Below are 23,972 nucleotides of genomic sequence, written 5' to 3' on the forward strand. Positions count from 1 at the left end.
GCCTATCGCTACCAGATCCCGCGCGATGCCGATCGCTACTTCGGTGTGACGGGTCGCGTGAACTTCTGATCTCGGACCAAAGCCCTCTCCCGCCTTCGCGGGAGAGGGCTTCAATTCCGTCAGTGCGCCGCGACGAAACCGTCGCCGCGCTCGCTTTCGTCGATCGGCACGATACGCGGGATCAGCAGATGGATCGCGAGCAGCGCGGTCAGATATGACCCCGCGCAAATCGCCAGCGCCGGCGCATAGCCCCAGCCGTGCGCCAGTGCGTAGGCCTGAAACTGGATCATCCCGACCGAGCCGAGATTGCCGCAGAATGCCGCAATCCCGATCCGGCTCCCGACCGATCGCGCCGGCGTGATGTCAGTCGTCACGCCGAAGACGTTGGTCGAAAACCCTTGATGCGCGAACAAGACGAGGCCGAGCAGCAATGCCGCCGACCATGGGCTCGACACACTCTGGACGAACACCACCGGCAGTACGAGCAACGCATAGCCCAGCATCGTGGTTTTCCGCGCGCGATCCACGCTCCACCCCGCCGCCATCAGCCGAGAGGGCACGAAGCCGCCAGTCAGCGCGCCGCACGCCGCCATGACATAGACCAAGGCGACCGGCAGGCCGAGCGTGCCCTGCGGCATCCCGAACAGCCGGTGGAACAGATCGGGCAGCCATAGCAGCATGAAGAACCACACTTGATCCGACAGCACCTTCGCGATCGCGATCGCCGCGGTCTCGCGGCTGCGCAGCACGCTCAGCCACGGCACGGGTGCCGGGGCGACGGCGTCGAGCGCGACCGGCTTGATCCTGAGCGCGAACCATACTACCACCCAGATGAGCCCCAGGCCGCCCGCGACCAGAAACGCCGCTTGCCACCCGAACGCCACCGCGAGCGCCGGGATGAACAAGGGCGTCACGATCGCGCCGATATTGGGCGCGGTATTGCCGATGCCCAACGCGATCTGCCGGTCCTTATGGTTGAAATAGGTCGCCGCCGATTTGACCGCGGCGGGCGTGCCGACCGATTCGGCCATGCCGAGCACGATCCGCGCGGCGAAAAAGGCGGGGACCGACGTCGCAAAGGCGTGCGCCATCCCGGCGAGACTCCAGATCAGCACGCCGAGCGCGAACCCCAGCCGCAAGCCGACGCGATCGAGGAACCAGCCGGTCCCGAGAAAGGCGAACGCGGTGGCGATCTGGAACGCGGTGCCCATGTTCGCATAATCCTGATCGGACCATTGGAACTGCGCCTCCAGCGTCGGTTTCAGCAAAGCGAGGATTTGCCGGTCGACATAATTGAGCATGATCGCAACGAACACCATCGCCACGATGATCCAGCGCGCCGCCCCACCCCTGATCCCAAATGCCATCCGAATCCGCTCCCGTCTTTTTCTTGAGACAACGTTGTCAGATCGAGGGCGCTTGCGCTAGACCCCACGCTCCGTCACCCCGGCCTTGTGCCGGGGTCCACCGCGCCGCAATGACTTGCAGGTCCGGTGTGCGGCACGGTGGATGCCGGAACAAGTCCGGCATGACGAGTGGGATCGAATGGCAACCAAATACCCGAAACGCCCGCTGCCGATGGCCGCCGATCTTTACGGCGATCTCTACAGCGCCATCGAAGCCGCGCCGAAGCGTGACTGGCGCGGCTATCTCCCCGGCCTCATCGTGGTCGCAATGGGGACGCTGGCGGCAGGGTTTCTGTCGGATCATTATGGCGTGCCGCTGACGCTGATGGCGCTGCTGATCGGCCTCGCGCTCAACTTCCTGAGCGCCGATGCGCGCCTCACGCCTGGCCTCGCCTTTGCCTCGCGCTCGCTGTTGCGCTGGGGGATCGTGCTGGTCGGGGTGCGAATCACCGCCGGGCAAATCATCGCGCTCGGCCCGGTCGCGTTGCTGTGCGTCGTGGCGATCGTCGCGGCGACGATCGGGGCGGGCGTTCTCGCTGCGCGCCGATTGGGGCAGGATAGCGCGTTCGGTGTGCTGGCGGGCGGCGCGGTGGCGATCTGTGGTGCTTCGGCGGCGATGGCGCTCGCCACGACGCTCGGCGAGAAACGCACCAGCCAGGCGCAGCTTACGCTGGTGCTGGTCGGTATTTCGGCGATGAGTGCTAGCGCGATGATGGTGTACCCGCTGGTCGCGCACGCCTTCCACATGAGCGACCTCAAGGCCGGGTTCCTGCTCGGCGCGGCGATCCACGATGTCGCGCAGGCCTTGGGTGCGGGCTATTCCTATTCGGACGGCGCGGGCGGGATTGCCGCGATCGTCAAGCTGACGCGCGTTGCGTTGCTGGCACCGGTGCTCGCGGTGGTGGCGATGTGCTTGCCCAAGGGAGAGGGTGCCGCGAAGGGGCCGGGGGTGCCGTGGTTCGTGATCGGCTTTTTCGTGCTGGCTGGGATCAACTCGTTTGGCGTGATCCCGGCGTTCGTCGCAGGCGGCGCGGAGAAGGCCGCGGCGGCAATGCTGGCGGCGGCGGTCACCGCGACCGCGATCCGCTCGCCGCTGGCGCAATTGCTCGAGGCCGGGCCGAAGCCGCTGATCATCATCGGGGTGGCGACGTTGGTGGCGTTCGGGCTGGCGCTGGCGGCGGCGTTGTTTCTGATCGGGTAAAAAGAAGAAGGTTGGTTCGCGCGGAGGCGCGGAGACGCGGAGGAGGAGGGGCGTCAGCCCTCAATTATCTTCGTTCGCCACAAGCGCTGGGCTGGAAGGTCTCCCGGCACATCCGCAAGAAAATCTCCGCGTCTCCGCGCCTCCGCACGAACCAACCTACTTTTTCTCTCAAACCGAACCCGTTGACTCACGCACCACCAGTTCGAACGCCACCTCACGCCGTTCGACCGGCGCGTCGGCGGCGCCGAGCAACAGATCCGCCGCCTGATACGCCATCACCCGCGTCGGCTGGCGGATCGTGGTGAGTGGCGGCCAGACGAACCCGGCGAGCGCGGTGTCGTCGAACCCGGCGACCGACAGCTGCCCCGGCACGCTGAGACCGCGGCGATGCGCGGCGGTCAGTGCGCCCGCTGCCATATCGTCGCTCGACGCGAAGATCGCCGTCGGCGGCGGGTTGAGCGCGAGTAATTCCTCTGCCGCCGCCGCGCCTGAGGCGAAATCGTAACTCCCCTCGCGCACCAAAACCGGGTCGAGCGCGATCCCGATCTGGCCGAGCGCTTTGGCATAGCCCTGCATTCGCTGCCCGCTCGTCGCATAGCTCGGATGCCCGGCGATGAAGCCGATCCGGCGATGCCCGAGGCCGAGCAGATGCGCCGTCATCGCTGCTGCCGCGGCTTCATTGTCGATGAAGGTTGAGGGCGCGAGCTCGGCGGCGCTGCCCGGCGACACGCGTACGAAGCGCACGCCGCGCTTGGCCAGCAAATCGAGCACCGCCGGATAATCCGACACGGGCGGGGTCAGGATCAACCCGTCGACATGCGTCGCCTCGACCAGATTTTCGATATCGTCGAGCAAGGTCGGGGAATTGCGGTCATAGGGCTGCGCGATCATCCGCACGCCGTCGAGCGCGCAGCGGTCGCGGATGCCCGATTGCATTTCGTATACGTAATAGGGGCTGGGATTGTCGCAAATCAGCGCGATCTGGAAACTGCGCTTCCCGGCGAGCGAGCGCGCCGCCATGCTCGGGCGAAAGTTCAGTTCGGCGACCGCCGCCTCGACCCGGGCGCGCGTTTCGGTGCCGACATAGCGTTCCTTGTTGAGCACGCGCGACACCGTCTTGATCGATACGCCCGAAACGCGCGACACGTCCTTGATCGTTACGCGCAAAACCAAAGCTCCCCGATGACCCCGCCGCCATCTGTGCCGCAGCGGGGCCGTCCGGGCAACCGTCAGGCCATCACATTGCGCCCGCGCCGCACGGTCGCGCTATGGCCGATGCTGGCGGCGGGGGTGCTGGTCTTGATCGTATCGACCATGATCCAGTCATTCGTCGCGCTGTCGGGGGTCAGCGTCATCGCCATATAACCGCGCCGCGACGTGTCGCACCATTTCAGCTCGGCATTCGCCCTTACCGCCGCGGCAGCGATCAGTTTGGGGTCGAGCGCGAAGGCCGATTCATAGCCCGGCGAGGTGACCCCGTGACCGGCGAATTCGACGCCCGCGGGCTTGCCATCCTGCCCAAGGTCGAACGCCCAGGCATTGTGGCTGTCGCCCGACAGCACGATCAGATTCGCGCCGACTGTCTGCGCAGCGTGCAGGAAGCGTGCGCGCGCGGCGGGATAGCCGTCCCAGCTGTCGAAGTTGAACGGCAGGCCGAGCTTGGCCGCTACCACGCCCGCCAGGATGCGGTTCTTGGCGCGCTCGCTCGCGGTCGCGGCGAGCCAGCCAGGGGCTTCGGGCGGCATGATCGTCCGCCCCATGACGGTGCCGAAGCCGACCACTTGCCAGCGCTGCCCGGCGCGCACCGATGTCGCGATCGCATGCGACAGCCAGCTTTCCTGCTGGCTGCCCATCATCGTCGCGGCCGGGTCCATCCACCCGCCGTCGCGGAACGCCTTCAGCGCGGCAATCGGGTCGGCTGCCCTGAACAAGGGCGCGACATCGGCTTGCTTGGTCCGCGCGAGCAAACGCGTCTCGGTCCGGAACAAGGTTGCCAGCGTGCCGACCTCATACGCCTTCCACGGCTCGTCCGAGACTGGCATCCATTCGCGATACGCCTGGATCGACGCGGCGCGGCGGGCCTTCCAGTCGCTTTCTTCGGCCTGGTGATTTTCCGCGCCACCTTCCCAACTGTCATTGGCCGATTCGTGATCGTCCCACTGCACGATCATCGGCAGTTTGGCGTGGAGCCGCTGGAGATCGGGGTCGCTGCGATAGCTGGCGTAGCGGATGCGGTAATCGGCGAGGTGGAGCAATTCGGTCGCGGGCAGCGGGACCCGCCCGGCGACCTGGTCCTTTGCCGCGGGATAATCGCCGGTCTTATATTCATAGAGATAATCGCCGAGGTGGATCGCGAGGTCGAGATCGTCGCGCGCAGCGGCATGGGCATAGGCGTTGAAGAAACCGTACGGCATGTTCGAGCAGGAGAAGGTCGCGGTGCGGAAGCGATCGACCGGGCCTTGCGGGAGGGTCTTGGTGGTGCCGACCGGCGAGAAGCTCCCGTCGGGGGCGACGAAGCGGAAATGATAGCGCCGGTTGGGCTTGAGGCCGTCGACCGTGATCTTGGCGGTGAAATCACGCCACGCGCCCGTGATCTGCGATCCACCGCTGACCACGCGCGCGAAATCGGGCGTTTCGGACAGCTCGACGCGGAGTTCGGCGCTGTCGCCGCTCGCGGGGACGTAGCGCGTCCATAGCAGCATCGTGTCGCTGCCCGGCTCGCCGCTTGCGACCGAATGGGTGAAGCCGCGTCCGCTCGTCACATTGGGGCTTTGCGCGAAGCCGGGCACTGCGAAGGCGCCTAATCCAAGCGATCCGGTCAGCAGGAAAGAGCGGCGGTCAAGGGCTACCATGTCGAGATCTCCTATCGGTCTGTTCGGGTGCTTGCCACTTGTCGATTGCATATCCGTGACGGATCGGAATAACGCAGATTGCCGGGGTGGCAACGCCCGTCGAGCGACGATTGGGGAGTGTGCGTGTGGCGACCGACAGCGAGACCGGTCCCGCTACAATCGCGCACACCCCGCGCCCCTTCGCCCTTAGCAATGCAGCAACGGCAGGGCTGATCCTGCTCGTCACGCTTGCCGCGCGGATCGCGACGCTGGGCAATCCCGTGATCGGCTTCGATGAGCAATTCTATCTGCTGGTCGGCGACCGGATGCTGCACGGCGCGCTGCCCTATGTCGACATTTTCGACCGCAAGCCGATCGGCCTGTTCCTGATCTATGCTGGGGCGCGGCTGCTCGGCGGCGAGGGTTTTGTCCAGTACAAGCTGCTGGCCGGGCTGTGTGTCGCGGCGACCGGCTACGGGGTCTACTGGACCGCGCGGCGCCACGTCGACTGGTTCGGCGCTGCGCTCGCGGCGATCGTCTACATTCTGTGGCTGAATTTTCTGGAGGGCGAGGGCGGGCAGGCGCCGATTTTCTACAACGCGCTGATGGTTGGGGCGGGGGCGTTATTGCTCTCAGCCGTGCCGCGCGCCGAGCGGCTGATCGCCAAGGGGACCGCGGCGCTGCTGTTGGTCGGGCTTGCGCTGCAGGTCAAATATAGCGTGCTGCTGGAGGGCGTGTATTTCGGCTGCGCGTTCCTGCTGCTCGCGCGGCGGCATGGGGTTTCGTGGACCCGCACCGCGCTGTTCGCCGCCGCGATGATCGCGCTGGCGCTGCTGCCGACGGCGCTTGCCGCGTTCTATTATGCGGCGATCGGCCAGTGGCAGGCCTTTGTTTTCGCCAACTTCCTGTCGGTGTTCGGGCAAACCAAAGGATCGTTCGTTCATGAGAGTGTCGGGCTGGCGAGCTTTGTCGGATTGTTCCTGCCGCTTATCATCGTCGGGCTGATCGGCCCGCGCATGCCCGCCACCGCGCCGGGCGCGCTCGAGCGGCGGTTTCTGCTCGGCTGGCTCGCCACCGCGATAGTCAGCGTTTTGGTCTATTGGCGTTTCGACGCGCCGCATTATGCTTTACCGATCCTGATCCCGGCGTGCGTGTTGCTCGCGACCGCACTCGCGGCGCGGCGGCGGCTGGCGATCGGGCTCGCCATCGTAGCGCTGGTGGCCGGGCAAATCGTGCTGGTCGTCAGTGCAGCGGCCAAGGGCGGGGACCGCGAAGCGCGCGCCGTCGCGGCGCTCGCCAAACCGACACGCGGGTGCATCTTCGTCTATAACGGCTATCCGGCACTCTACATGTTGACGCACTCCTGCCTGCCGTCGCGCTGGGCGTTTCCGGGCCACCTCAACACCGCCGACGAGAATAATCCGCGCGCGCTGGGCGGCGATCCCCGGGCGATCACCCGCGCGATCCTTGCCGCCAACCCGCAAGCGATCGTCGATACGTATCCGGTCTATGCCTTCGGCAATCCCGCCGCGCACGCCTTGGTGCTGCAGGCGATCCGGCAGCGCTACGCGCTTGCCGGCTGCGTCCCGACGCGTGGACGGGTGCGTCTGGTGTATCGCCTGCGGGGAGACAAGGGCCCGCGTGCGCCCGAAAGCTGCCCAGCCGAGCTCCGCGCCAAGATCGGCTAGGCGGCGGCGCGCAGCGGCTTGCCGGCGCGCTTGAAATCAACCTGCGCCTGATAATAGTCCATCAGCTCGATCGCATGGTCGCGGTCGCTGCGCACCTTGCCCGCCGCGACCAACACCGCGCGGCGCAGCACCCGCTGGTCGCGCGCGAACAGCCGGTGGATCGCCATCGCGGCGCTTTGCGCATCGCGCGCGGTGTAGAATTCGGACGCGTGTTTATCCGCCACCTCGGCGCACCCCCCGGTGTCGGGCACGATCAGCGGCAAGCCGCCCGCCATCGCTTCCGATGCGACCAGCCCGAACGGTTCGGCCTCGGACCCATGGATCAGCGCGTCGCAGCTCGCCACGATCCGCGCGAGGCGCTCGCGGTCATAGACCGGGCGGAACATGCGGATGTGCGGGCTGCCGGCGATGCGCATCTCGATCTGGCGGCTTTCGACGCCGCTGCCGAGCAGGATCAGCCCGACCGGCAGTTCCGATCCGGCGCGTTCGGCCGCATCGATCACCAGCCGCCAGCGTTTCTCGGGATGATGGCGGCCAAGCCCGAGCAGCAAATGCCCGCTCGGGGGCAAATCGCACTGCGCGAGCAAGGCCGCACGCAAGCGCTCGTCGCGCAGATCAGGCGAGAAATGGCCGCGTTCGATCCCGAGCGGCATCGCCGCATCGATGTGAACACCGCGGTTGCGCAGCCGCTTTTCGAGCGCGGGGCCGTTGGTGACGACCGTGTCGAAATACTTGAGAAAGCTCGACATATAATGGCTATACCAGCTGAACGCGTGTTCCAGCCGGTCTTGTGGACCCATATTTTCGAGCCAGCGCAACGCGTAAGCGGCCATATTGTCATTGTGCATGAAGAACGCCTTCACCGCCCCGCCTTCATACTTTGGTTGCCATTTGCCGATGATCCACGGCAGCCGCCACGGCGAGGATGTCTCGACCACATCGGGCCGCAACGCATCGAGCAAGTGCAAAATCGGCGGCGCTTCCCAGAAAATCCCGTAATTCTGGTCGAGCGGCAAATGCCCGGTCTGGATCCAGATTACCTGGCCGCCGCCGGGGCGATCCTCGACGCGGTTTTCCTTGCCCGGCGCGATCACGATCAGCTCATGGCCGAGATCGGACATGATCCCCATCTTGCGGTCGATATAGGTGCGCACACCGCCGCCGGTCGGTGAATAGAATTCGTTGACGTCGACGATGCGCATCGCAGGTCAGCTCCCGATTGGGCCGAAACCGCCGAGCCCGCGCAGATATTGCGCGCGAATTTCGACCGATACCATCCCTGCCGGAACGACGATCCGCGCTTGCTCAAGTTTCGGGCGCGACCGCCCCAATTTGCGATTGCTGGCAAAGCCTGCGCCGTCGGTCCAGAAGTTGAACTTGTTCTTGCCGTCGCGATCGTGCGTGAGGAGCAGCGCATAGGCCCCCGGGCTCGGCACGCGAATGCACAACACGACCGGCCCGCTCGCCGGCGTCGGCACCTTCACGCGGCGGAAGAATTTGCCCTCACGGATCAGCAGATAATCGTCGCGCAGGAAATCGGTTTCGGTGGCGGGATAGAGTTCGAGCTTCAATTCGCCGGTCCGGTCCTTCAAACCATCGACCGTAACACGAATCGCCGGACCGCCGCCCGCGCTGCAGGCTGCGGCATCGCTGCCGAGCACTTGTGCGGCCTGCGCCGGACCGGCCAGCCCCGCACCGAACACCGCTGCACCCATCAGGGCTGCCGTCATCCAACCTTTGCGCACCAGCATGCTCACGTCTTTCTCACCAAGCTCGACAAGCCGAAGATCGCCATGAGCACCACATGCACCAGCAGCGGCAGCGCCGCCGTCACCGCAATCAGCACGGTCAGCTTTTCGTCCTGCCCGATCAATAACGTGGCGAAGGTGGCAAAAAGAAGTTCCTTATTCGGCAGAAGCGGCAACCGCCCGACGATCAGCCGCGCTGCCGACAGCAGCAGCCACATGCCGACCGAGACCGTCGGCAAGCCGAAATGCCACGCCAGCGCGGTCAGCACCGAGCCCGCGATTAGCCGCAGGCAATGCACGTTGAAAATCCACCACAGCATCTTGCGCGGCAGCGAGAAGATTCGCTTCGAGAAGATCAGGAACGGCAGCGACATGCCGAACACCCCGACAATCGACCAGATCGCATTGTGGAACTGCTGTTCGGTGAGCAGCCCGATGCCGAGCGGCATCGCGACCGCGATCATCGCCAGCGTCACCATGTTGCCGGCAACGGCCGAGAGGATGCTGACATCCTTCACCGCGCCGAACGGGGCGGCGACCATCGACGAGCGTTGCCGCGCCCAGGCGTAGAAATACGCCTCGCCCGAATAATTGAGCACGTCGTTGGCGATGCGTTTCTTGATGAGCGCGCCGAATCCGCTGGCGGGAATGCCCCACAATCTTCGGAAAATGATGAAATCACCGGCGACCGGTGAAAAATAGAGCAGAATGAAAAAGACGTAGAATAAGGGGCTGGTCGGCATCGCCGAAACCCAGCTGTCGACCCCGAGCGCGCGCAGTTTTAGACCGAGCCAGACGATCATTACCACCGTGACGGCAGCACCGAGATAGGTTGGCCAGCGTCGTTTGAGCGGCGCCATGGGCACGAGTCCGCCGAGATCCGCACCCGCCGCGGTGCCCGACGGCGGCGGCAAACCGGCATGGGTGGACGATGCATTCGGCGTTCCGATGGTACCCGGCCCGGTCTTCAAAATGTCCACGTGGTGCGTCTGTCCGCTCGTTGGGCTAATCGGCGATATCCGACCGTGTCGCCCTGCCGCCCCTTAACGGCAGAAGTGTGGCGCGGCAATTCGCTTGGGATGAGCGGCGTGCGGGGGCCTGTCAGGCCACTGGCTTGACGCGGTCGGGGTGTGCGGCGGCGATTTCGGGGCGGTCGGCGGCGGCCGCATCGGCGCGCAGCAGGCGGGGAAACGCCGCAAGCGGAACCGCGAAGCGCCGCGCATTGTAAAGCTGCGGGACAAGGCACACGTCGGCAAGATTGGGCGCGTCGCCGCCCAGGAACGGCCCGGGCAGATCGACGGTCATCGCCTCGAGCGCGCTCAGCCCTGTGGTGATCCAGTGCGCATACCACGCGTCGCGCGCCGCTTGGTCTGCACCGAACTGATCGGTCAGCCGGTTGAGCACGCGCAGATTGTCGATCGGGTGGATATCCGCCGCGATCACCAGCGCCTGCGCCAGCACGTGCGACCGTGCGACCGGATCGGACGACACCATCGGCACCGCTTTATGCGTCGCATCGAGATAATCGATAATCGCGAGACTCTGCGTCAACACCGTCGTGCCGATATCGAGCGCGGGCACGAGGCCTTGCGGGTTGCGCGCCAGGAAATCCACCGCGTGCTGCGCGCCCTTGGCCAGATCGACGGCGACGCTGTGATACGTGACCTGCTTCAGATTGAGCACGATCCGCACGCGGTATGCGGCGGATGAGCGCCAGAAATCGTAGAGGATCGGTGTCATGCCTCGGCGTCGGCTTCCGCTTTCGAGCTGCGTTCGAGCGCGACCTTGATCATCGCGGTCAGCGGATCGGCGAGCGTCAGCCCGAGCAGCCCGAACAGTGTCCCCGCTAAAATTTGCGACGAGAGCGTCAGCGCCGGCGGCATATCGACGGTGCGCTTGGCCACCATCGGGATGATGACATAGCCGTCGAGCGTCTGGATGAAGAAATAGATGCCGATCGCGGCGAAGCCGGTATGCGTTCCTGCACTGAAGCCGACCGCCACCATCAACACGCCGCTGGTGATCGCGCCGATATTGGGGATGAAGGCGAGGATCCCGGTGATGATCCCCAGCACCAGCGCCATCGGCACGCCGAAAATCGCCAGCGCCACGCCGGTCATCACGCCCTCCAGCGCCATGCCGAACAGCCTTCCCGCCAGCAGACGACGCATCGTCACCGCCATCGCCTCGATCGTGCCCGAAAAACGCGGGCGCATGTCGCGCGGTACCATCCATTGCAGCCCGCCTTCGTACAAACGCGGCTCCATCGCGATGAACAGGCCGATCACCAGCACCATGATCAGGCTGGCAAGTGCGCCGAACGCGGTGCCGAGATAGGAGGTGATCTTGCCGAACGATCCCAGCGCCTGCTGCATCATGCCGTTGAGATCGGCCTTGCCCGGCATCAATCCGTTATTCGACGCCCATGCGATCAGCTTGCTCGCCTGGGTCGTTAGCGTCGCGCGCAACTGCTCGACCTGCTCGGCGATGCCCGCGCCGGTCAGATAGAAGACACCGACGATGAACAAGACGGTCAGGATCACGACAATCGCGAGCCGCCACGGCCGCCCGATCGGCAACACGCGCCCGAGCAGGCGCACGCCGCCGTCGAGCATCGAGGCGAAGACCAGTCCGCCGAAGATGATCAGCAACGGCTGGATCAGCAAGACGACCAGGGCGATCGCGCTGGCGAGACCAAGCCAGACCGTCGCGCGCTTCAGTTCCTGCCGCACGAAGGGATCGCGCAGTTCGTTGGGCGCGGGTTCGCTGACCAGTTCAGCCGACCGCGGATCGCTCATTTTTCACGCGTCGCATGGAGCGAGGTGCCGGCGCGGCCGCCCCGGAAGGATTGGCCCCAGCTCAGCGGGTTCCAGCTGCCGAGACCGGTCTTGGAGAAGGTGATGAATTCAGCGCGGCCGCCGAGATATTCCCATGGCACCGGCCCGCCGAGGCCACCCTGGTCGAGCGGCACGCGGCTGTCGGCGCTGCGGTCGCGATTGTCGCCCATCATGAAGACGTGGTCGGGCGGAATGACGATCGGGCCATAAGTGTCGCCTGCGCTCACGCCGAGTTCGACCGTTTCGTAATGCCGCCCGTTGGGCAGCGTTTCGGTGACGAGCGGCATATGGCAAATCGCGCTGCCATCGGGCGCGGTGCGCAAGGCGCCTTCACCGAGATCACAGGTCAGACCGGTTTCGGGGGCGGGCTGCGGCATTCCGCCGTAATACGGCATATCGACATAATGCAGCGGCCCGCGCTTCACCGCGACACCGTTGAGGATCACGGTGCCGCCGCGCACCTCGATCCGATCCCCGGGCAAGCCGATCAGGCGCTTGATATAGTCGGTCTTGGTCCCCGGCGGGGTGACGATCACGACATCGCCGCGCTCGGGCAAGCGACCGAGCAAGCGGCCGTGGACGAACGGCAGCAAGTGAAAGGTCGGCGACACGAACGACCAGCCATAGGGATATTTGCTCACCACCAGCTGATCCCCGACCAGCAATCCCGGCAGCATCGATTCCGACGGAATGTAGAACGGCTTGGCGACGAAGGTGTGGAAGCCGAGCACCGCGAGGATCAGCCAGAAGATGCCGCGCAGTTCAGATGCCCAGTCGGTGCCGGGTCGCTTGGCGGCGGGGGTCGCGGCGTCGGAGGCGGGGGCGTTGGTTTCGCCGGGTTCGCCGATCTCTTCAGTGTCCAGCGCCAGATCCTCGCTCATGTCTCGTCCTTCGGCACCGTCTCGATCACCACAAAGGCCTGGGCCCAGGGATGGTCGTCGGTCATCGTCAAATGTACCCGTGCGACGTGGCCGTCAGGCGTCAACGCGTCAAGTCTCGCCTTGGCTCCACCGGACAGGGCGAGCGCTGGCGCGCCCGAGGGGGCGTTGACGACACCGATGTCCTTCATGAACACGCCACGCTTGAATCCGGTGCCGACCGCCTTGGAATAGGCTTCCTTGGCGGCAAAGCGTTTGGCCAGCGTCCCCGCCTTGGTGAAGGGACGGCGTTCCGCTTTGGCACGCTCGATATCGGTGAACACCCGGTTTTCGAAACGCGCGCCGAAACGATCGAGCGAGGCCTGGATCCGCTCGATATTGCACAGATCGGAACCGAGCCCGATGATCATGGCCGGATGCTTTGAAGAAGGAAAAGGTTGGTTCGCGCGGGGGCGCGGAGGCGCGGAGAAGGACCGGAAGACGAAAGAAAAGAAAATGTGTTGCGCTTCGCACCGCATTCGAAAGGGCGCGCTGAACCTGATACGGGCCGCGCGCAGCGAAACCTCTCTCCTCCTCCTCCGCGTCTCCGCGCCTCCGCGCGAACCAAACCTCTTCTTTCAATCACCGCGCCGCATCCATCGCCGCGCGCATCGCGCGGACCGCGTTGCCCAGCCCCATGAAGATCGCGTCGGCGATCAGGCTGTGGCCGATGTTCAGCTCGCGAATCTGCGGGATCGCGGCGATCGGCGCGACATTGGTCAGCGTCAGGCCGTGCCCGGCATGGACTTCGATGCCATTCTTCACGGCCAGCGCCGCCGCATCGGCAAGGCGACGGACCTCCACGACCTGCGCTTCGCCCGACAGATCGGCATAGCGTCCGGTGTGCAGCTCGATCACGGGCGCGCCGAGCCGGATCGCGGCGTCGATCTGGCGCGCATCGGGTTCGATGAACAAGGACACGCGGATGTCCGCGCCGCGCAGTTCGGACACCAAAGGGGCAAGCTGGTCAAACTGCCCCGCCGCGTCGAGCCCGCCTTCGGTGGTGCGCTCCTCGCGCTTTTCGGGGACGATGCACGCGGCGTGCGGGCGGTGACGCAGCGCGATCGCCAGCATCTCGGCGGTCGCCGCCATTTCGAAATTGAGCGGGATCGTCAGTTCGGCGCAAAGCCGCGCAATGTCGTCGTCGGTAATGTGCCGCCGGTCCTCGCGCAGGTGCGCAGTAATGCCGTCGGCACCCGCCTCGGCCGCGAGCAACGCCGCGCGCACCGGATCGGGATAACCCGATTCGCGCGCATTGCGCACCGTCGCGACATGGTCGATGTTGACCCCGAGGCGGAGCCGATCGCCCTGAGCTGGTCGAAGCGTCATGCTGCGCGGCTCCCGGGCTTGATCGCCGGAATCGCCGCCAGTTCGGGGGGCAAAGCATCCGCCGGATAGGTCGGCACGGCGAGTCGAATCAGCGGATAAAAGGGTACACCGAGATCGGCCGATCCGTTGGACCGGTCGACCAGCGCCGCCGCCGCGACCGTCTCACCGCCCGCGCGGGCAATCGCGGCTATCGCCTCTTTGGAGGAGAGGCCGGTCGTCACGACGTCTTCCATCATCAGCACCTTGGTGCCTGGTGCGAGCCGGAAGCCGCGGCGCAGTTCGAACACGCCATCGGGCCGTTCCAGAAACATCGCCGACACCCCAAGCACACGCGCCATCTCCTGTCCGGCGATCACCCCGCCCATCGCGGGCGAGACAACGGCGGCGATGCTTTCCCTTACGTTATCGGGGAGTCGCGCGACCAGCGCCGCGGCCAGCCGTGCGCCGCGCGCCGGGTCCATCAGCACGCGCGCGCATTGCAAATAACGGGACGACCGCAAGCCCGACGACAGGATAAAATGCCCCTCCAGCAACGCTTCGGCGTTGTGGAATTCGGCTAGAATATCATCTTCGGTCATCGCTCAAGGTCCTGCGTAAGGCTGGCTTAGTTAGGAGCGGGGATGCTGCGACGCAACGACCGCGCAAAAAATGCGGCATGTTCGACTTGAGACGAAGGGGTACCCTGCGTATAGTGCCGCTACAACGAGAGTAGCCCCATCGTGCCGACACCGTTGGTGGGCACGAGTGTTCGAGAGTAGAAACAGAAAGATGCGAATGATCGGGATCAAATCGATCGCGCTGGCCGCCGGCCTCGCGATGATGAGTATCGGAGCAGCGTATGCCGCACCGCAGTCTACCCCGATTGCTCCCATATCGAAGCCGGTCGAGGCCGCGCCGACCGTCACGGTCGCCGATCCCGCCGCAGCGACCCCGGCTGCAACCCCCGCCGCGACGATCGATCCGATGCTGGCCGTCGACGGTGCACCCGCCATGGCGATCGACCCCAAGGTCGGCCAGCCGGTCAACGGCATGCTCGGGCTGCAACCGCAGGTGACCCACACCGGTGCGCAGGCTGCATGGTTCCATAACTGGCTGTTGATGCCGGTCATCACCTTCATCTCCGTGCTGGTGTTGTTCCTGCTCTTCTGGGTCGTGGTGCGCTACCGGCGCGCGGCCAACCCGGTCGCGTCCAAGACCTCGCACAACACCGTGCTCGAAGTGCTGTGGACCGGTGTCCCGGTGCTGATCCTGCTCGGCCTCGCGCTTCCCTCGATCGGCTTGCTGCAGGCGCAATATAAGCCCGCGCCCAAGAATGCGGTGACGCTGAAGGCGATCGGCAACCAATGGTATTGGTCGTATCAATATCCCGACAATGGCGGGTTCGAAGTCACGTCGAACATGCTCAAGGAAGCCAGTGAAGTCGGCAAGGGCGAGCGCGCGCGGACTGCGATCGACGGTCCGCGGCTGCTCGCGACCGACCAGCGCGTCGTGCTGCCGATCGGCGTGCCGATCCGCCTGATCACCACGTCCAATGACGTGATCCACAGCTGGGAAATCCCGGCATTCTGGATCAAGCTCGACGCGGTCCCCGGCCGCTTGAACGAAACCAGCTTCACGATCGACAAGCCCGGCGTCTATTTCGGCGTTTGCTCGGAACTATGTGGCGCGCGCCACGGTTACATGCCGATCACGGTTCAGGCGGTCACGCCGGAGGTGTTCGCGCAATGGGTGAAGGCAAAGGGCGGCACGATGCCCGGTGCTGCTGCGGTGCCGTCGCCCGCCGTCGTTGGCGCGGCCGGGTCCGCCCCCGCCGCACCGACCGCCGCCGATACGGCTGCCGCCAACGCGCTGCCCGCCGTTCCCGCCGCCAACGCTTCCGCTGGACAATAAGCCATGACCGATACCGCTCTCAGCCCCGCCGCGTTCGAAGCGCACACGCCCGATGTCCACGCGCATGACGACCATCAAATGTCGTTTTTCGCGCGCTGGTTCATGTCGACCAACCACAAGGACATCGGGACGCTCTACCTGATCTTCGCGATTGTCGCGGGGATCATCGGTGGCGCGATTTCGGGCCTGATGCGCGCTGAGCTGGCCGAGCCGGGTATCCAATATCTCGGCATTTGGGCAAGCTATCTGCCCGGCGGCGAGCAAGGTCTCGATCATTCGCTCCATCTCTGGAACGTGCTGATCACCGCACACGGCCTGATCATGGTGTTCTTCATGGTCATGCCGGCGATGATCGGCGGCTTTGGTAACTGGTTCGTGCCGATCATGATCGGCGCGCCGGACATGGCCTTTCCGCGGATGAACAATGTCTCGTTCTGGCTGCTGATCCCGAGCTTCACGCTGCTGCTCGCCTCGCCCTTCTTCGGTGGCGCGGGTAACGGCTGGACGCTCTATGCGCCGCTCTCGACCTATGGCGAGCCCGGGCCGTCGACCGACATGGCGATCCTGTCGCTCCATCTTGCCGGTGCCTCGTCGATCCTTGGCGCGATCAACTTCATCACCACCATCTTCAACATGCGCGCGCCGGGCATGACGCTGCACAAGATGCCGCTGTTCGTCTGGTCGGTGCTGGTCACCGCCTTTCTGCTGTTGCTCGCTCTTCCGGTGCTGGCAGCCGCGATCACGATGCTGCTGACCGATCGCAATTTCGGCACGACCTTCTTCGATCCGGCCGGTGGCGGCGATCCGATCCTGTACCAGCATCTGTTCTGGTTCTTCGGCCACCCCGAAGTCTACATCATGATCTTGCCGGGCTTCGGCATCGTCAGCCAGGTGATCTCGACCTTCTCGAAAAAGCCTGTCTTCGGTTATCTCGGCATGGCCTATGCCATGGTCGCGATCGGCGTGGTCGGCTTCGTGGTGTGGGCGCACCACATGTTCACCACCGGCCTAAGCGTGAACACCAAAATGTACTTCACCGCCGCGACAATGGTGATCGCGGTGCCGACCGGGATCAAGATCTTCTCGTGGATCGCGACGATGTGGGGCGGCTCGCTGTCCTTCAAGACGCCGATGCTGTGGGCGATCGGCTTCATCTTCATGTTCACCGTCGGCGGCGTGACCGGCGTCGTGCTCGCCAATGGCGGCATCGACGATTACATGCAGGACAGCTATTATGTGGTGGCGCATTTCCACTATGTGCTGTCGCTGGGTGCGGTCTTCTCGTTGTTCTGCGGCTTCTATTACTGGTTCCCGAAAATGTCGGGGAAGATGTATAACGAAACGCTTGGGCAGATTCACTATTATGTGTTCTTCGTTGGCGTGAACGTCTTGTTCTTCCCGATGCATTTCCTCGGCCTGCAGAACATGCAGCGTCGCGTGCCGGATTACACCGATGCGCTGGCGCAGTGGAATTGGGTCGCGACGCTCGGCTATAAGATCATGGCCGCTTCGATGCTGGTGTTCTTCGTCAACATCATCTGGTCCTTGTTCAAGGGCAAGCCAGCCGGCGACAACCCCTGGGGTGACGGCGCGACGACGCTCGAATGGACGCTGTCGAGCCCGCCGCCCTACCATCAGTTCGAGACGCTGCCGCGGATCGACTGAGTTTATACCTCCCCTCCCGCTTGCGGGAGGGGCTAGGGGAGGGCCTGCTCCCCTAGTGGCCGACGCGTTGCGTAAAGGACAGGCCCTCCCGCACGCGGGAGGGGAGGAATTTGCCAATGACCACGACGACCTATCCGACCGCGACACTCCCCGCCGGGGCGGGCGATTTCTTCGCGCTGACCAAACCGCGCGTCATGCGCTCGGTGGTGTTCACCGCTTTGTGCGGCATGCTCGCCGCCCCGGTACAATTGCCCTTCACGCTCGCCTTCACCGCGATCCTCGCGATCGCGCTTGCGGCGGGGTCGGCAGGCGCGCTCAACCAATGGTATGAATCCGATATCGACGCGCTGATGAAGCGCACCGCCAAGCGTCCCTTGCCTGCGGGCAAAATGGAGCGCGAAACCGCGTTGCAGTTCGGCGTGGCGCTCGGTGTGTTCTCGGTGCTGCTGATGGGCTTGGCGATCGGTCTGATCGCGGCCGGGTTGCTGGTCGTCTCGATCCTGTTCTACGTGCTCGTCTATACCGTCGGGCTCAAGCGCCGGACGCCGCACAACATCGTGATTGGCGGTGCCGCCGGTGCCTTTCCGCCGCTGATCGGCTGGGTCGCCGCCACGGGCAGCATCTCGACGCTGCCGCTGTTGATGTTCGCGATCATCTTTCTGTGGACGCCGCCGCACAGCTGGGCGCTCGCGCTGCTGATTCGCGACGATTATGCCAAGGGCGGCGTGCCAATGCTCCCCGTAGTGGCGAGTGCGGCGACGACGCGCTGGCAAATGCTGTTCTATGCGGTGCTGATGGCCGCAGCGGCAGTGGCACCTTGGCCGCTCGGGCTGGCGGGTATCACCTACGGCCTGATCGCCACGCTGACTTCGCTGGTGTTCGTCGGGCTCACCGCCTGGGTCGTCGTGCAGCGCGCTGAAACCACCACCACCATGAAGGCCGAGCGCGTCCTGTTCGTCTATTCGATCGGGTACATCCTCGCGATCTTCGCCACCCTCGCTTTCGATCGGCTTACCGCATGATCCCCGACCCACACGCAGATCTCGTCCGCAAGCGCCAGCGCAGCCGCGCCTTGGTGCTCGCGCTGATCCTTGGCGCGTTCGTGATCCTGGTGTTCGCGATCAGCATCGCCAAGATCAAGGCGGGGATGCCGCACTGATGGCGCAGCTTTTGCCCACCGACGGCAAGCTCCGGACCGCCTTGTTCGCGGTGCTTGGCGTGTGTTTCATGAGCGGGATCGGCTGGGCGAGCATCCCGCTCTATCGTATGTTCTGCCAGGCGACCGGCCTTAACGGCACGACGCAGCGCGGGACGGTGGCCCCGGGCGCGGTCGACCGGCAAATCCGGGTGGATTTCGATACCAATGTCGCGCCGCACATGCCGTGGAAGTTCGCGCCGGAAAATCCGTCCGAGACAGTGGCGATCGGCGCGCGCGACATGGCGTTCTTTACCGCGACGAATACGTCGGACCATTCGATCACCGGCACCGCGACCTATAATGTTACACCGGCGCAGGCCGGCAAATATTTCACCAAGATCCAGTGCTTCTGCTTCACGCAGCAGACGCTGAAACCGGGCGAGACGGCGCGGATGCCGGTGATCTTTTTCGTCGACCCCAAGATCCTGTCCGATCCCGATGCCAATGACGTCGAGACGATCACGCTCAGTTACACGTTTTACCCCGTGGATTCCGCGAAAGCCAAAGGCTAGAGCATCCGCATAAACCGCTAGACGCGTACGAAGGACTACCCCCCATGGCCGGTGCAAAGAACCACGATTATCACATCCTCCCGCCCAGCATCTGGCCGCTGGCCGGGTCGATGGCGGCGCTGGCGATGGCGGCCGGCGGCATTATGTGGATGCACTCGGCGGCCGGCGGCGGCGCGGTTTTCTATGCCGGTCTCGCGGGCGTGCTCGCGGTGATGTACGGCTGGTGGCGCCAGATCATCGTCGAGGCGCATGCCGGCGACCATACCCCGGTCGTCCAGCTCCATTTGCGCTACGGCATGATCCTGTTCATCGTGTCGGAGATCATGTTCTTCGTCGGCTGGTTCTGGGCCTATTTCGACTTCTCGCTCTTCCCCGCGCATATCGCCTATGATTCGGTGACCAAGACGACCAGCGTCATCACCGACGTTGCCGCCGGGGCCGCGCAATGGCCGCCCAAGGGCCTCGAAGTCATCGACGCCTTCAAATTTCCGCTGCTCAACACGCTGATCCTGCTGACCAGCGGCACGACGATCACCTGGGCGCACCACGCGCTGATCCATGGCGACCGCGACGGTCTGAAGAAGGGCCTGTGGGCGACGATCGTGCTCGGCCTGATCTTCAGCTCGATCCAGGCGTACGAATATTCCGAGGCGCCGTTCCCCTTCAAGGGACTGAATTATGGCGCGTCCTTCTTCATGTCGACCGGCTTCCACGGCTTCCACGTGATGATCGGCACGATCTTTCTGATCGTCTGCCAGATCCGCGTCTATCGCGGGGACTTTACGCCGCGACAGCATTTCGGGTTTGAGGCGGCGGCCTGGTACTGGCATTTCGTCGATGTGGTGTGGTTGTTCCTGTTCGTCACCATCTACGTCTATGGTGGCTGGGGCGCACCGGTCCCCGCCGGGTGATCCGCGGCGATGGGCCGGCGGTCATCACCGCCCCCACGCCGCTCGCGTCCGCGCTGAAGGGCCTGTGTCCGCGCTGTGGCGCGACCGGACTGTTTCGCAGCTGGCTCGATTTTGCCGATCACTGCAAGGTGTGCGGGCTGGACTATGGCGCGTTCAACGTCGGTGACGGGCCAGCCGCGATCCTGACGCTGGTGCTGGGCGCGCTGGTGGTCGGCACCGCGATCACGATTCAGCTCACCTTGGGGCCTCCGATCTGGCTGCAATTGATCATCTGGCTGCCGGTCACGGTCGGGAGCGTCGTCGGGGCATTGCGCATTGCCAAGGCGGCGTTGCTGGGGTCGGAATTCCGCACCGCCGCGCATGAGGGGCATATCGTGCCAGCCGATCCCGACGCATGAGGCGCATTCCGGTCATCCCGACGATTCTTGTCGCCTTCGCGGTCGCCGCGATGATCGCGCTCGGCGTCTGGCAGCTCCAGCGTCGCGCGGAAAAGGAAGCGATGCTGGTCCGCTACGCCCAGAACATTACACTCCCGCGCATCACTTTCCCCGCCATCCCGGTCGATGACTCGCTGCTGTTTCGCCGTGCGAGCGCCTTTTGTCTTGAACCCGTCAGCTTCGCGATCGAGGGCGGGCGCAATGCGCGCGGCGGGACCGGCTGGCGGCAGATCGCGCAGTGTCGCACCGGGGCGGAGGGGCCGGGCTTTGCGGTGCAAATGGGATTTGGCAAGGATCCACATGCCAAGCCTGATTGGAAGGGCGGGCCGGTGCGCGGTTATATCAGCCACGCGCCCGATCATGCGCCGATCGTCGCGGCGGCGTTTGGCCGCGGCGCACCCAAGACGCTGATGCTCGTCGCCGATCCGCCAGTGGCGGGGCTCGACCCCAATCCGGGTCCGGATCTGTCGGCCGTCCCCAACAACCATTTGGCCTATGCCGTGCAGTGGTTTGTCTTCGCGAGCCTCGCCGCCTTGATCTACGCGCTGGCGCTGCGCCGCCGCACGGTTGCCGAGTTGCCCGCGCCGCGCTAACCGAAAACGCCATGCGCTATATCAGCACGCGCGGCTCCGCGCCGACCCTCGACTTTCGCGACGTCACGCTCGCGGGCCTTGCCTCGGATGGCGGGCTGTACCTTCCCGAATCCTGGCCAAGCTTCTCGCGCGATCAGATCGCGGCGATGCAGGGCCTGTCCTATGTCGACACCGCCGTCGCGGTGATGCTGCCGTTCGTCGCGGGCACGCTCAGCGAGGACGAGCTGCGGAGCTTGTGCACACAGGCCTATGGCCGGTTTGCGCATGCCGCAATCGTCCCGCTGGTCCAGCTTGACCAGCAGAACTGGCTGCTGGAGCTGTTCCATGGTCCCACGCTCGCCTTCAAGGATGTCGCGCTGCAATTGCTCGGGCTGCTGTTCGAACGCTTTCTGAAGGGCAGCAGCCAGCAAGTCACCGTGATCGGCGCGACCTCGGGCGATACCGGCTCGGCCGCGATCGATGCGCTGGCCGGGCGCGCCGGGGTCGACGTGTTCATGCTCCACCCCAAGGGGCGTGTGTCCGACGTCCAGCGCCGCCAGATGACCACCGTCATCGCGCCCAACATCCACAATATCGCGCTTGAGGATGCGAGCTTCGATGATGCCCAAGCATTGGTGAAGGCGATGTTCAATGACGCCGCCTTTTCGGGCACGTTCGCGCTGTCGGCGGTGAATTCGATCAACTGGGCGCGGCTGATGGCGCAGATCGTTTATTATTTTTACGCCGCCGTCCGCCTCGGCGCGCCCGATCGCGCGGTCGCCTTCGCGGTGCCGACCGGGAATTTCGGCGATGTGTTCGCCGGCTATGTCGCGGCGAAGATGGGCTTGCCCGTCGCCAAGCTGATCGTGGCGACCAACGTCAACGACATCCTCGCGCGGGCGCTGTCGAGCGGCGACTATTCGAGCCGCGCGGTGATCCCGACGCCAAGCCCGTCGATGGACATTCAGGTGTCGAGCAATTTCGAACGATTGCTGTTCGATCTGGGCGGTCGCGACGGGTCTGCTTTGGCCGCGCAGATGCACGGTTTCGAAGCGACCAAGGCGATGCAGCTGACCAATGCGCAACGCGAGGGGGCGAGCGCGCTGTTCGGCAGTGATCGCGTTGATCTTGACGATATGGCGCTGGCGATGCGCTGGGCCTTCGATTCCTGCGGCCAAACGATCGATCCCCACACGGCGATCGGCCTCGCCGCTGCGCGCCGCGCTGGCTTGGCGGCGGATGTGCCGGTGGTGACGCTCGCCACCGCACACCCCGCCAAATTCGGCGACGCGGTCGAGCGCGCGACGGGGCAGCGCCCCGCGCTCCCGGGGCGAATCGGCGATCTGTTCGCGCGCGAGGAACGCTATGCGTCGCTGCCGGGGACGTTCGACGCAGTGACGGCGTATATCGCCGAGCGAGCCGTCCCGCGGTGAAGGTCGGTCGCTGCGCGCTATTCTCCCCTCCCTGGAAGGGAGAGGCTGGGGGTGGGTCGGTATGGGGCAGGCGTGGCGATCCATCCACACCAACCCACCCCCGCCCCCTCCCTTCCAGGGCGGGGAGGAAAACCGCATGACCAATCTCACCACCCTTATCGCCGAACCCTGGGCGGATTACGGCCTGGTCGACTCTGGCCATGGCCGGAAGCTCGAGCGCTATGGCCGCTTCCGCTTCATCCGCCCCGAACCGCAAGCAATGTGGGCGCCCGCCAGTGACAGTTGGGAAGCCGATGGCGATTTCATCGGCGCCTCGGATGAAGAGGGCGGCGGCCGCTGGCACCTCTCGCGCGATGTCCCGCGCGGCGGATGGCACGTGCGGTGGGAAGAAGTGTTGCTGCTCGCGCAGAACACGCCGTTCCGCCACCTCGCTTTCTTCCCCGATATGGCACCGCAATGGGAGTGGATGCGCGCGCAGGTCGCGGAAGGGGATCAAGTGCTCAACCTGTTCGGCTATACCGGCGTTGGCACGCTCGCGCTTGCCGCCAAGGGTGCCGCGATGACGCATGTCGATGCGTCGAAGAAATCGGTCGAAGCAGGCAAGGCCAACGCCTTCCTGTCCGACATGGCCGATCGCCCGATTCGCTGGATGGTTGATGACGCCGCCAAATTCGCCGCGCGCGAAGTGCGGCGCGAGAAGCGGTATGACGGGATTTTCCTCGATCCGCCCAAATTCGGGCGGGGGCCCGAGGGCGAAGTGTGGCGGCTTGAGGAAGGCTTGCCCGGCCTGATCGCCGATTGCCGCCGCTTGCTCGACCAGGACAGCAAGTTCCTCGTGCTGACGGTCTATGCGGTGCGCATGTCGGCGCTGGCGATTGGCGAAGTCGTGCGGCAGGCGCTGGCCGATCTGGGTGGCACGGTCGAGGTTGGCGAAATGGCGGTGCGCGAGGAAGCGCGCGGGTTGTTGCTACCGACGGCGATTTTTGCGCGCTGGTCGCGGGGGGAGTAGCAGAAGGGGTTCACGCGAAGGCGCGAAGACAAGGTAAGGGCGCGAAGACGCAGTCAGCGTATGGGGTGATGTATCCGCAAGTGAGAACCCTCGACGGACCCATGCTGATTTACGACACGGCGCAGACCCTCTTTGAAAGTCTCGCCCCCAAAATTCATCAGCAAACCGAGCGGTAGGTCAAGAAACCGCAGGTAGGTAAGACCTTGCTTCGCATGCACCGCCGAGAGGCGGTCGATCGACTTCAATGCGATGAGCAGCGCATTTTCGACGACCAAGTCGGCCCGAAAGCCGTTTTCGATGGCAACCCCGTCAATCACGATCGACACAACTTTTGTCGCTCCACCGCCAGGCCGCGTTGTTCCAGAGCGTGCGCCAGCACGATCTCATA

Annotated in this window: 25 protein-coding genes; 12 read left to right on the forward strand and 13 right to left on the reverse strand. The window is 64.9% G+C overall.

Translation table 11 applies throughout. The features are described from left to right. Window positions 1–119: 119 nt before the first annotated feature. Window positions 120–1,367, reverse strand: coding sequence for an MFS transporter (locus ABWP09_RS06500; RefSeq protein ID WP_188446283.1), 1,248 nt, complete (start codon window positions 1,365–1,367; stop codon window positions 120–122). Between the two features lie 211 nt (window positions 1,368–1,578). On the opposite strand from ABWP09_RS06500, the gene ABWP09_RS06505 reads away from it, so the two are divergent. Continuing rightward, on the forward strand, window positions 1,579–2,607 hold the full coding sequence (locus tag ABWP09_RS06505; RefSeq protein ID WP_353204356.1) for a YeiH family protein: 1,029 nt from the start codon (window positions 1,579–1,581) through the stop codon (window positions 2,605–2,607). Window positions 2,608–2,775: 168 nt separating this feature from the next. Here the strand turns inward: ABWP09_RS06505 and ABWP09_RS06510 are convergent, their stop codons facing one another. Both ABWP09_RS06510 and ABWP09_RS06515 read right to left on the reverse strand, forming a co-directional pair. Then, window positions 2,776–3,774 carry a LacI family DNA-binding transcriptional regulator gene (locus tag ABWP09_RS06510; RefSeq protein WP_353204335.1) on the reverse strand — a complete coding sequence of 333 codons (999 nt, stop codon included), beginning with the start codon at window positions 3,772–3,774 and terminating at the stop codon, window positions 2,776–2,778. Window positions 3,775–3,836: 62 nt separating this feature from the next. After that, the gene (locus ABWP09_RS06515; RefSeq protein WP_353204336.1) at window positions 3,837–5,459 is read right to left on the reverse strand and encodes an alkaline phosphatase D family protein; all 1,623 of its coding nucleotides are present in this window, start codon (window positions 5,457–5,459) and stop codon (window positions 3,837–3,839) included. A gap of 125 nt (window positions 5,460–5,584) precedes the next feature. Here ABWP09_RS06515 and ABWP09_RS06520 point away from each other — a divergent pair, with 125 nt between their 5' ends. Continuing rightward, window positions 5,585–7,126, forward strand: coding sequence for a glycosyltransferase family protein (locus ABWP09_RS06520; protein ID WP_353204337.1), 1,542 nt, complete (start codon window positions 5,585–5,587; stop codon window positions 7,124–7,126). On the opposite strand, the gene ABWP09_RS06525 is transcribed toward ABWP09_RS06520, so the two are convergent. The 9 genes from ABWP09_RS06525 to pyrE form a co-directional block, all read right to left on the reverse strand. Further along, complete coding sequence (locus ABWP09_RS06525) at window positions 7,123–8,328, reverse strand: glycosyltransferase (protein ID WP_353204338.1); 1,206 nt, start codon at window positions 8,326–8,328, stop codon at window positions 7,123–7,125. The two genes, ABWP09_RS06520 and ABWP09_RS06525, sit on opposite strands and share 4 nt — an antisense overlap. A 6-nt stretch (window positions 8,329–8,334) precedes the next feature. Then, window positions 8,335–8,856, reverse strand: coding sequence for a DUF2141 domain-containing protein (locus ABWP09_RS06530; protein WP_502959770.1), 522 nt, complete (start codon window positions 8,854–8,856; stop codon window positions 8,335–8,337). A 23-nt stretch (window positions 8,857–8,879) separates the two neighbouring features. Beyond that, complete coding sequence (locus ABWP09_RS06535; RefSeq protein WP_353204339.1) at window positions 8,880–9,854, reverse strand: hypothetical protein; 975 nt, start codon at window positions 9,852–9,854, stop codon at window positions 8,880–8,882. Between the two features lie 121 nt (window positions 9,855–9,975). Continuing rightward, the gene (gene maiA, locus ABWP09_RS06540; protein ID WP_353204340.1) at window positions 9,976–10,614 is read right to left on the reverse strand and encodes a maleylacetoacetate isomerase; all 639 of its coding nucleotides are present in this window, start codon (window positions 10,612–10,614) and stop codon (window positions 9,976–9,978) included. Beyond that, window positions 10,611–11,672, reverse strand: a complete 1,062-nt coding sequence (locus ABWP09_RS06545) for an AI-2E family transporter (RefSeq protein WP_353204341.1) — start codon at window positions 11,670–11,672, stop codon at window positions 10,611–10,613. Before ABWP09_RS06545 ends, maiA begins: the two co-directional genes overlap by 4 nt. Beyond that, a complete protein-coding gene (lepB, locus tag ABWP09_RS06550; protein ID WP_353204342.1) occupies window positions 11,669–12,592 on the reverse strand; it encodes a signal peptidase I in 924 nt (307 codons plus the stop codon). Before lepB ends, ABWP09_RS06545 begins: the two co-directional genes overlap by 4 nt. Beyond that, window positions 12,589–12,999 (reverse strand): holo-ACP synthase, encoded by a 411-nt coding sequence (gene acpS / locus ABWP09_RS06555; RefSeq protein WP_353204358.1) that lies wholly within the window; start codon window positions 12,997–12,999, stop codon window positions 12,589–12,591. The genes lepB and acpS overlap by 4 nt, the downstream gene beginning before the upstream one ends. A gap of 211 nt (window positions 13,000–13,210) precedes the next feature. Further along, entirely contained in the window at window positions 13,211–13,957 is a 747-nt protein-coding gene (locus tag ABWP09_RS06560; RefSeq protein ID WP_353204343.1) for a pyridoxine 5'-phosphate synthase, read from the reverse strand. After that, complete coding sequence (pyrE, locus tag ABWP09_RS06565; protein WP_353204344.1) at window positions 13,954–14,535, reverse strand: orotate phosphoribosyltransferase; 582 nt, start codon at window positions 14,533–14,535, stop codon at window positions 13,954–13,956. The genes ABWP09_RS06560 and pyrE overlap by 4 nt, the downstream gene beginning before the upstream one ends. A 196-nt stretch (window positions 14,536–14,731) precedes the next feature. Here pyrE and coxB point away from each other — a divergent pair, with 196 nt between their 5' ends. The 10 genes from coxB to ABWP09_RS06615 all read left to right on the forward strand — a co-directional run bounded on the left by coxB (window position 14,732) and on the right by ABWP09_RS06615 (window position 23,584). After that, window positions 14,732–15,847, forward strand: coding sequence for a cytochrome c oxidase subunit II (gene coxB / locus ABWP09_RS06570; RefSeq protein ID WP_353204345.1), 1,116 nt, complete (start codon window positions 14,732–14,734; stop codon window positions 15,845–15,847). Between the two features lie 3 nt (window positions 15,848–15,850). Then, window positions 15,851–17,512 (forward strand): cytochrome c oxidase subunit I, encoded by a 1,662-nt coding sequence (ctaD, locus tag ABWP09_RS06575; RefSeq protein ID WP_353204346.1) that lies wholly within the window; start codon window positions 15,851–15,853, stop codon window positions 17,510–17,512. Between the two features lie 116 nt (window positions 17,513–17,628). Continuing rightward, a complete protein-coding gene (locus ABWP09_RS06580) occupies window positions 17,629–18,534 on the forward strand; it encodes a heme o synthase (protein ID WP_353204347.1) in 906 nt (301 codons plus the stop codon). After that, entirely contained in the window at window positions 18,531–18,671 is a 141-nt protein-coding gene (locus tag ABWP09_RS06585) for a cytochrome c oxidase system small membrane protein (protein WP_353204348.1), read from the forward strand. The genes ABWP09_RS06580 and ABWP09_RS06585 overlap by 4 nt, the downstream gene beginning before the upstream one ends. Then, window positions 18,671–19,222 carry a cytochrome c oxidase assembly protein gene (locus ABWP09_RS06590; RefSeq protein ID WP_353204349.1) on the forward strand — a complete coding sequence of 184 codons (552 nt, stop codon included), beginning with the start codon at window positions 18,671–18,673 and terminating at the stop codon, window positions 19,220–19,222. The genes ABWP09_RS06585 and ABWP09_RS06590 overlap by 1 nt, the downstream gene beginning before the upstream one ends. A gap of 44 nt (window positions 19,223–19,266) precedes the next feature. Further along, window positions 19,267–20,133: a cytochrome c oxidase subunit 3 gene (locus tag ABWP09_RS06595; protein ID WP_353204350.1), complete on the forward strand. Its 867-nt coding sequence runs from the start codon at window positions 19,267–19,269 to the stop codon at window positions 20,131–20,133. Continuing rightward, complete coding sequence (locus ABWP09_RS06600) at window positions 20,130–20,531, forward strand: DUF983 domain-containing protein (protein WP_353204351.1); 402 nt, start codon at window positions 20,130–20,132, stop codon at window positions 20,529–20,531. Before ABWP09_RS06595 ends, ABWP09_RS06600 begins: the two co-directional genes overlap by 4 nt. Further along, window positions 20,528–21,163: an SURF1 family protein gene (locus ABWP09_RS06605; RefSeq protein WP_353204352.1), complete on the forward strand. Its 636-nt coding sequence runs from the start codon at window positions 20,528–20,530 to the stop codon at window positions 21,161–21,163. Before ABWP09_RS06600 ends, ABWP09_RS06605 begins: the two co-directional genes overlap by 4 nt. A gap of 11 nt (window positions 21,164–21,174) precedes the next feature. Then, window positions 21,175–22,575: a threonine synthase gene (thrC, locus tag ABWP09_RS06610; protein ID WP_353204353.1), complete on the forward strand. Its 1,401-nt coding sequence runs from the start codon at window positions 21,175–21,177 to the stop codon at window positions 22,573–22,575. A 136-nt stretch (window positions 22,576–22,711) separates the two neighbouring features. Next, complete coding sequence (locus ABWP09_RS06615; protein WP_353204354.1) at window positions 22,712–23,584, forward strand: RsmD family RNA methyltransferase; 873 nt, start codon at window positions 22,712–22,714, stop codon at window positions 23,582–23,584. A gap of 53 nt (window positions 23,585–23,637) precedes the next feature. Here the strand turns inward: ABWP09_RS06615 and ABWP09_RS06620 are convergent, their stop codons facing one another. Beyond that, window positions 23,638–23,910: a GxxExxY protein gene (locus ABWP09_RS06620; protein ID WP_353204355.1), complete on the reverse strand. Its 273-nt coding sequence runs from the start codon at window positions 23,908–23,910 to the stop codon at window positions 23,638–23,640. Window positions 23,911–23,972 lie beyond the last annotated feature (62 nt).

The sequence above is a fragment of the Sphingomonas sp. genome (genome assembly GCF_040398505.1).
Lineage (GTDB): Bacteria > Pseudomonadota > Alphaproteobacteria > Sphingomonadales > Sphingomonadaceae > Sphingomonas.

Excerpts from the sequence above, each read along its gene's own strand:
- ABWP09_RS06500 (WP_188446283.1), bottom strand. The coding sequence starts at position 1,367 with ATGGCATTTGGGATCAGGGGTGGGGCGGCGCGCTGGATCATCGTGGCG.
- ABWP09_RS06505 (WP_353204356.1), top strand. The coding sequence starts at position 1,579 with ATGGCCGCCGATCTTTACGGCGATCTCTACAGCGCCATCGAAGCCGCG.
- ABWP09_RS06515 (WP_353204336.1), bottom strand. The coding sequence starts at position 5,459 with ATGGTAGCCCTTGACCGCCGCTCTTTCCTGCTGACCGGATCGCTTGGA.
- ABWP09_RS06525 (WP_353204338.1), bottom strand. The coding sequence starts at position 8,328 with ATGCGCATCGTCGACGTCAACGAATTCTATTCACCGACCGGCGGCGGT.
- ABWP09_RS06530 (WP_502959770.1), bottom strand. The coding sequence starts at position 8,856 with ATGACGGCAGCCCTGATGGGTGCAGCGGTGTTCGGTGCGGGGCTGGCC.
- maiA (WP_353204340.1), bottom strand. The coding sequence starts at position 10,614 with ATGACACCGATCCTCTACGATTTCTGGCGCTCATCCGCCGCATACCGC.
- ABWP09_RS06545 (WP_353204341.1), bottom strand. The coding sequence starts at position 11,672 with ATGAGCGATCCGCGGTCGGCTGAACTGGTCAGCGAACCCGCGCCCAAC.
- lepB (WP_353204342.1), bottom strand. The coding sequence starts at position 12,592 with ATGAGCGAGGATCTGGCGCTGGACACTGAAGAGATCGGCGAACCCGGC.
- acpS (WP_353204358.1), bottom strand. The coding sequence starts at position 12,999 with ATGATCATCGGGCTCGGTTCCGATCTGTGCAATATCGAGCGGATCCAG.
- ABWP09_RS06560 (WP_353204343.1), bottom strand. The coding sequence starts at position 13,957 with ATGACGCTTCGACCAGCTCAGGGCGATCGGCTCCGCCTCGGGGTCAAC.
- pyrE (WP_353204344.1), bottom strand. The coding sequence starts at position 14,535 with ATGACCGAAGATGATATTCTAGCCGAATTCCACAACGCCGAAGCGTTG.
- coxB (WP_353204345.1), top strand. The coding sequence starts at position 14,732 with ATGATCGGGATCAAATCGATCGCGCTGGCCGCCGGCCTCGCGATGATG.
- ctaD (WP_353204346.1), top strand. The coding sequence starts at position 15,851 with ATGACCGATACCGCTCTCAGCCCCGCCGCGTTCGAAGCGCACACGCCC.
- ABWP09_RS06580 (WP_353204347.1), top strand. The coding sequence starts at position 17,629 with ATGACCACGACGACCTATCCGACCGCGACACTCCCCGCCGGGGCGGGC.
- ABWP09_RS06585 (WP_353204348.1), top strand. The coding sequence starts at position 18,531 with ATGATCCCCGACCCACACGCAGATCTCGTCCGCAAGCGCCAGCGCAGC.
- ABWP09_RS06590 (WP_353204349.1), top strand. The coding sequence starts at position 18,671 with ATGGCGCAGCTTTTGCCCACCGACGGCAAGCTCCGGACCGCCTTGTTC.
- ABWP09_RS06595 (WP_353204350.1), top strand. The coding sequence starts at position 19,267 with ATGGCCGGTGCAAAGAACCACGATTATCACATCCTCCCGCCCAGCATC.
- ABWP09_RS06605 (WP_353204352.1), top strand. The coding sequence starts at position 20,528 with ATGAGGCGCATTCCGGTCATCCCGACGATTCTTGTCGCCTTCGCGGTC.
- thrC (WP_353204353.1), top strand. The coding sequence starts at position 21,175 with ATGCGCTATATCAGCACGCGCGGCTCCGCGCCGACCCTCGACTTTCGC.
- ABWP09_RS06615 (WP_353204354.1), top strand. The coding sequence starts at position 22,712 with ATGACCAATCTCACCACCCTTATCGCCGAACCCTGGGCGGATTACGGC.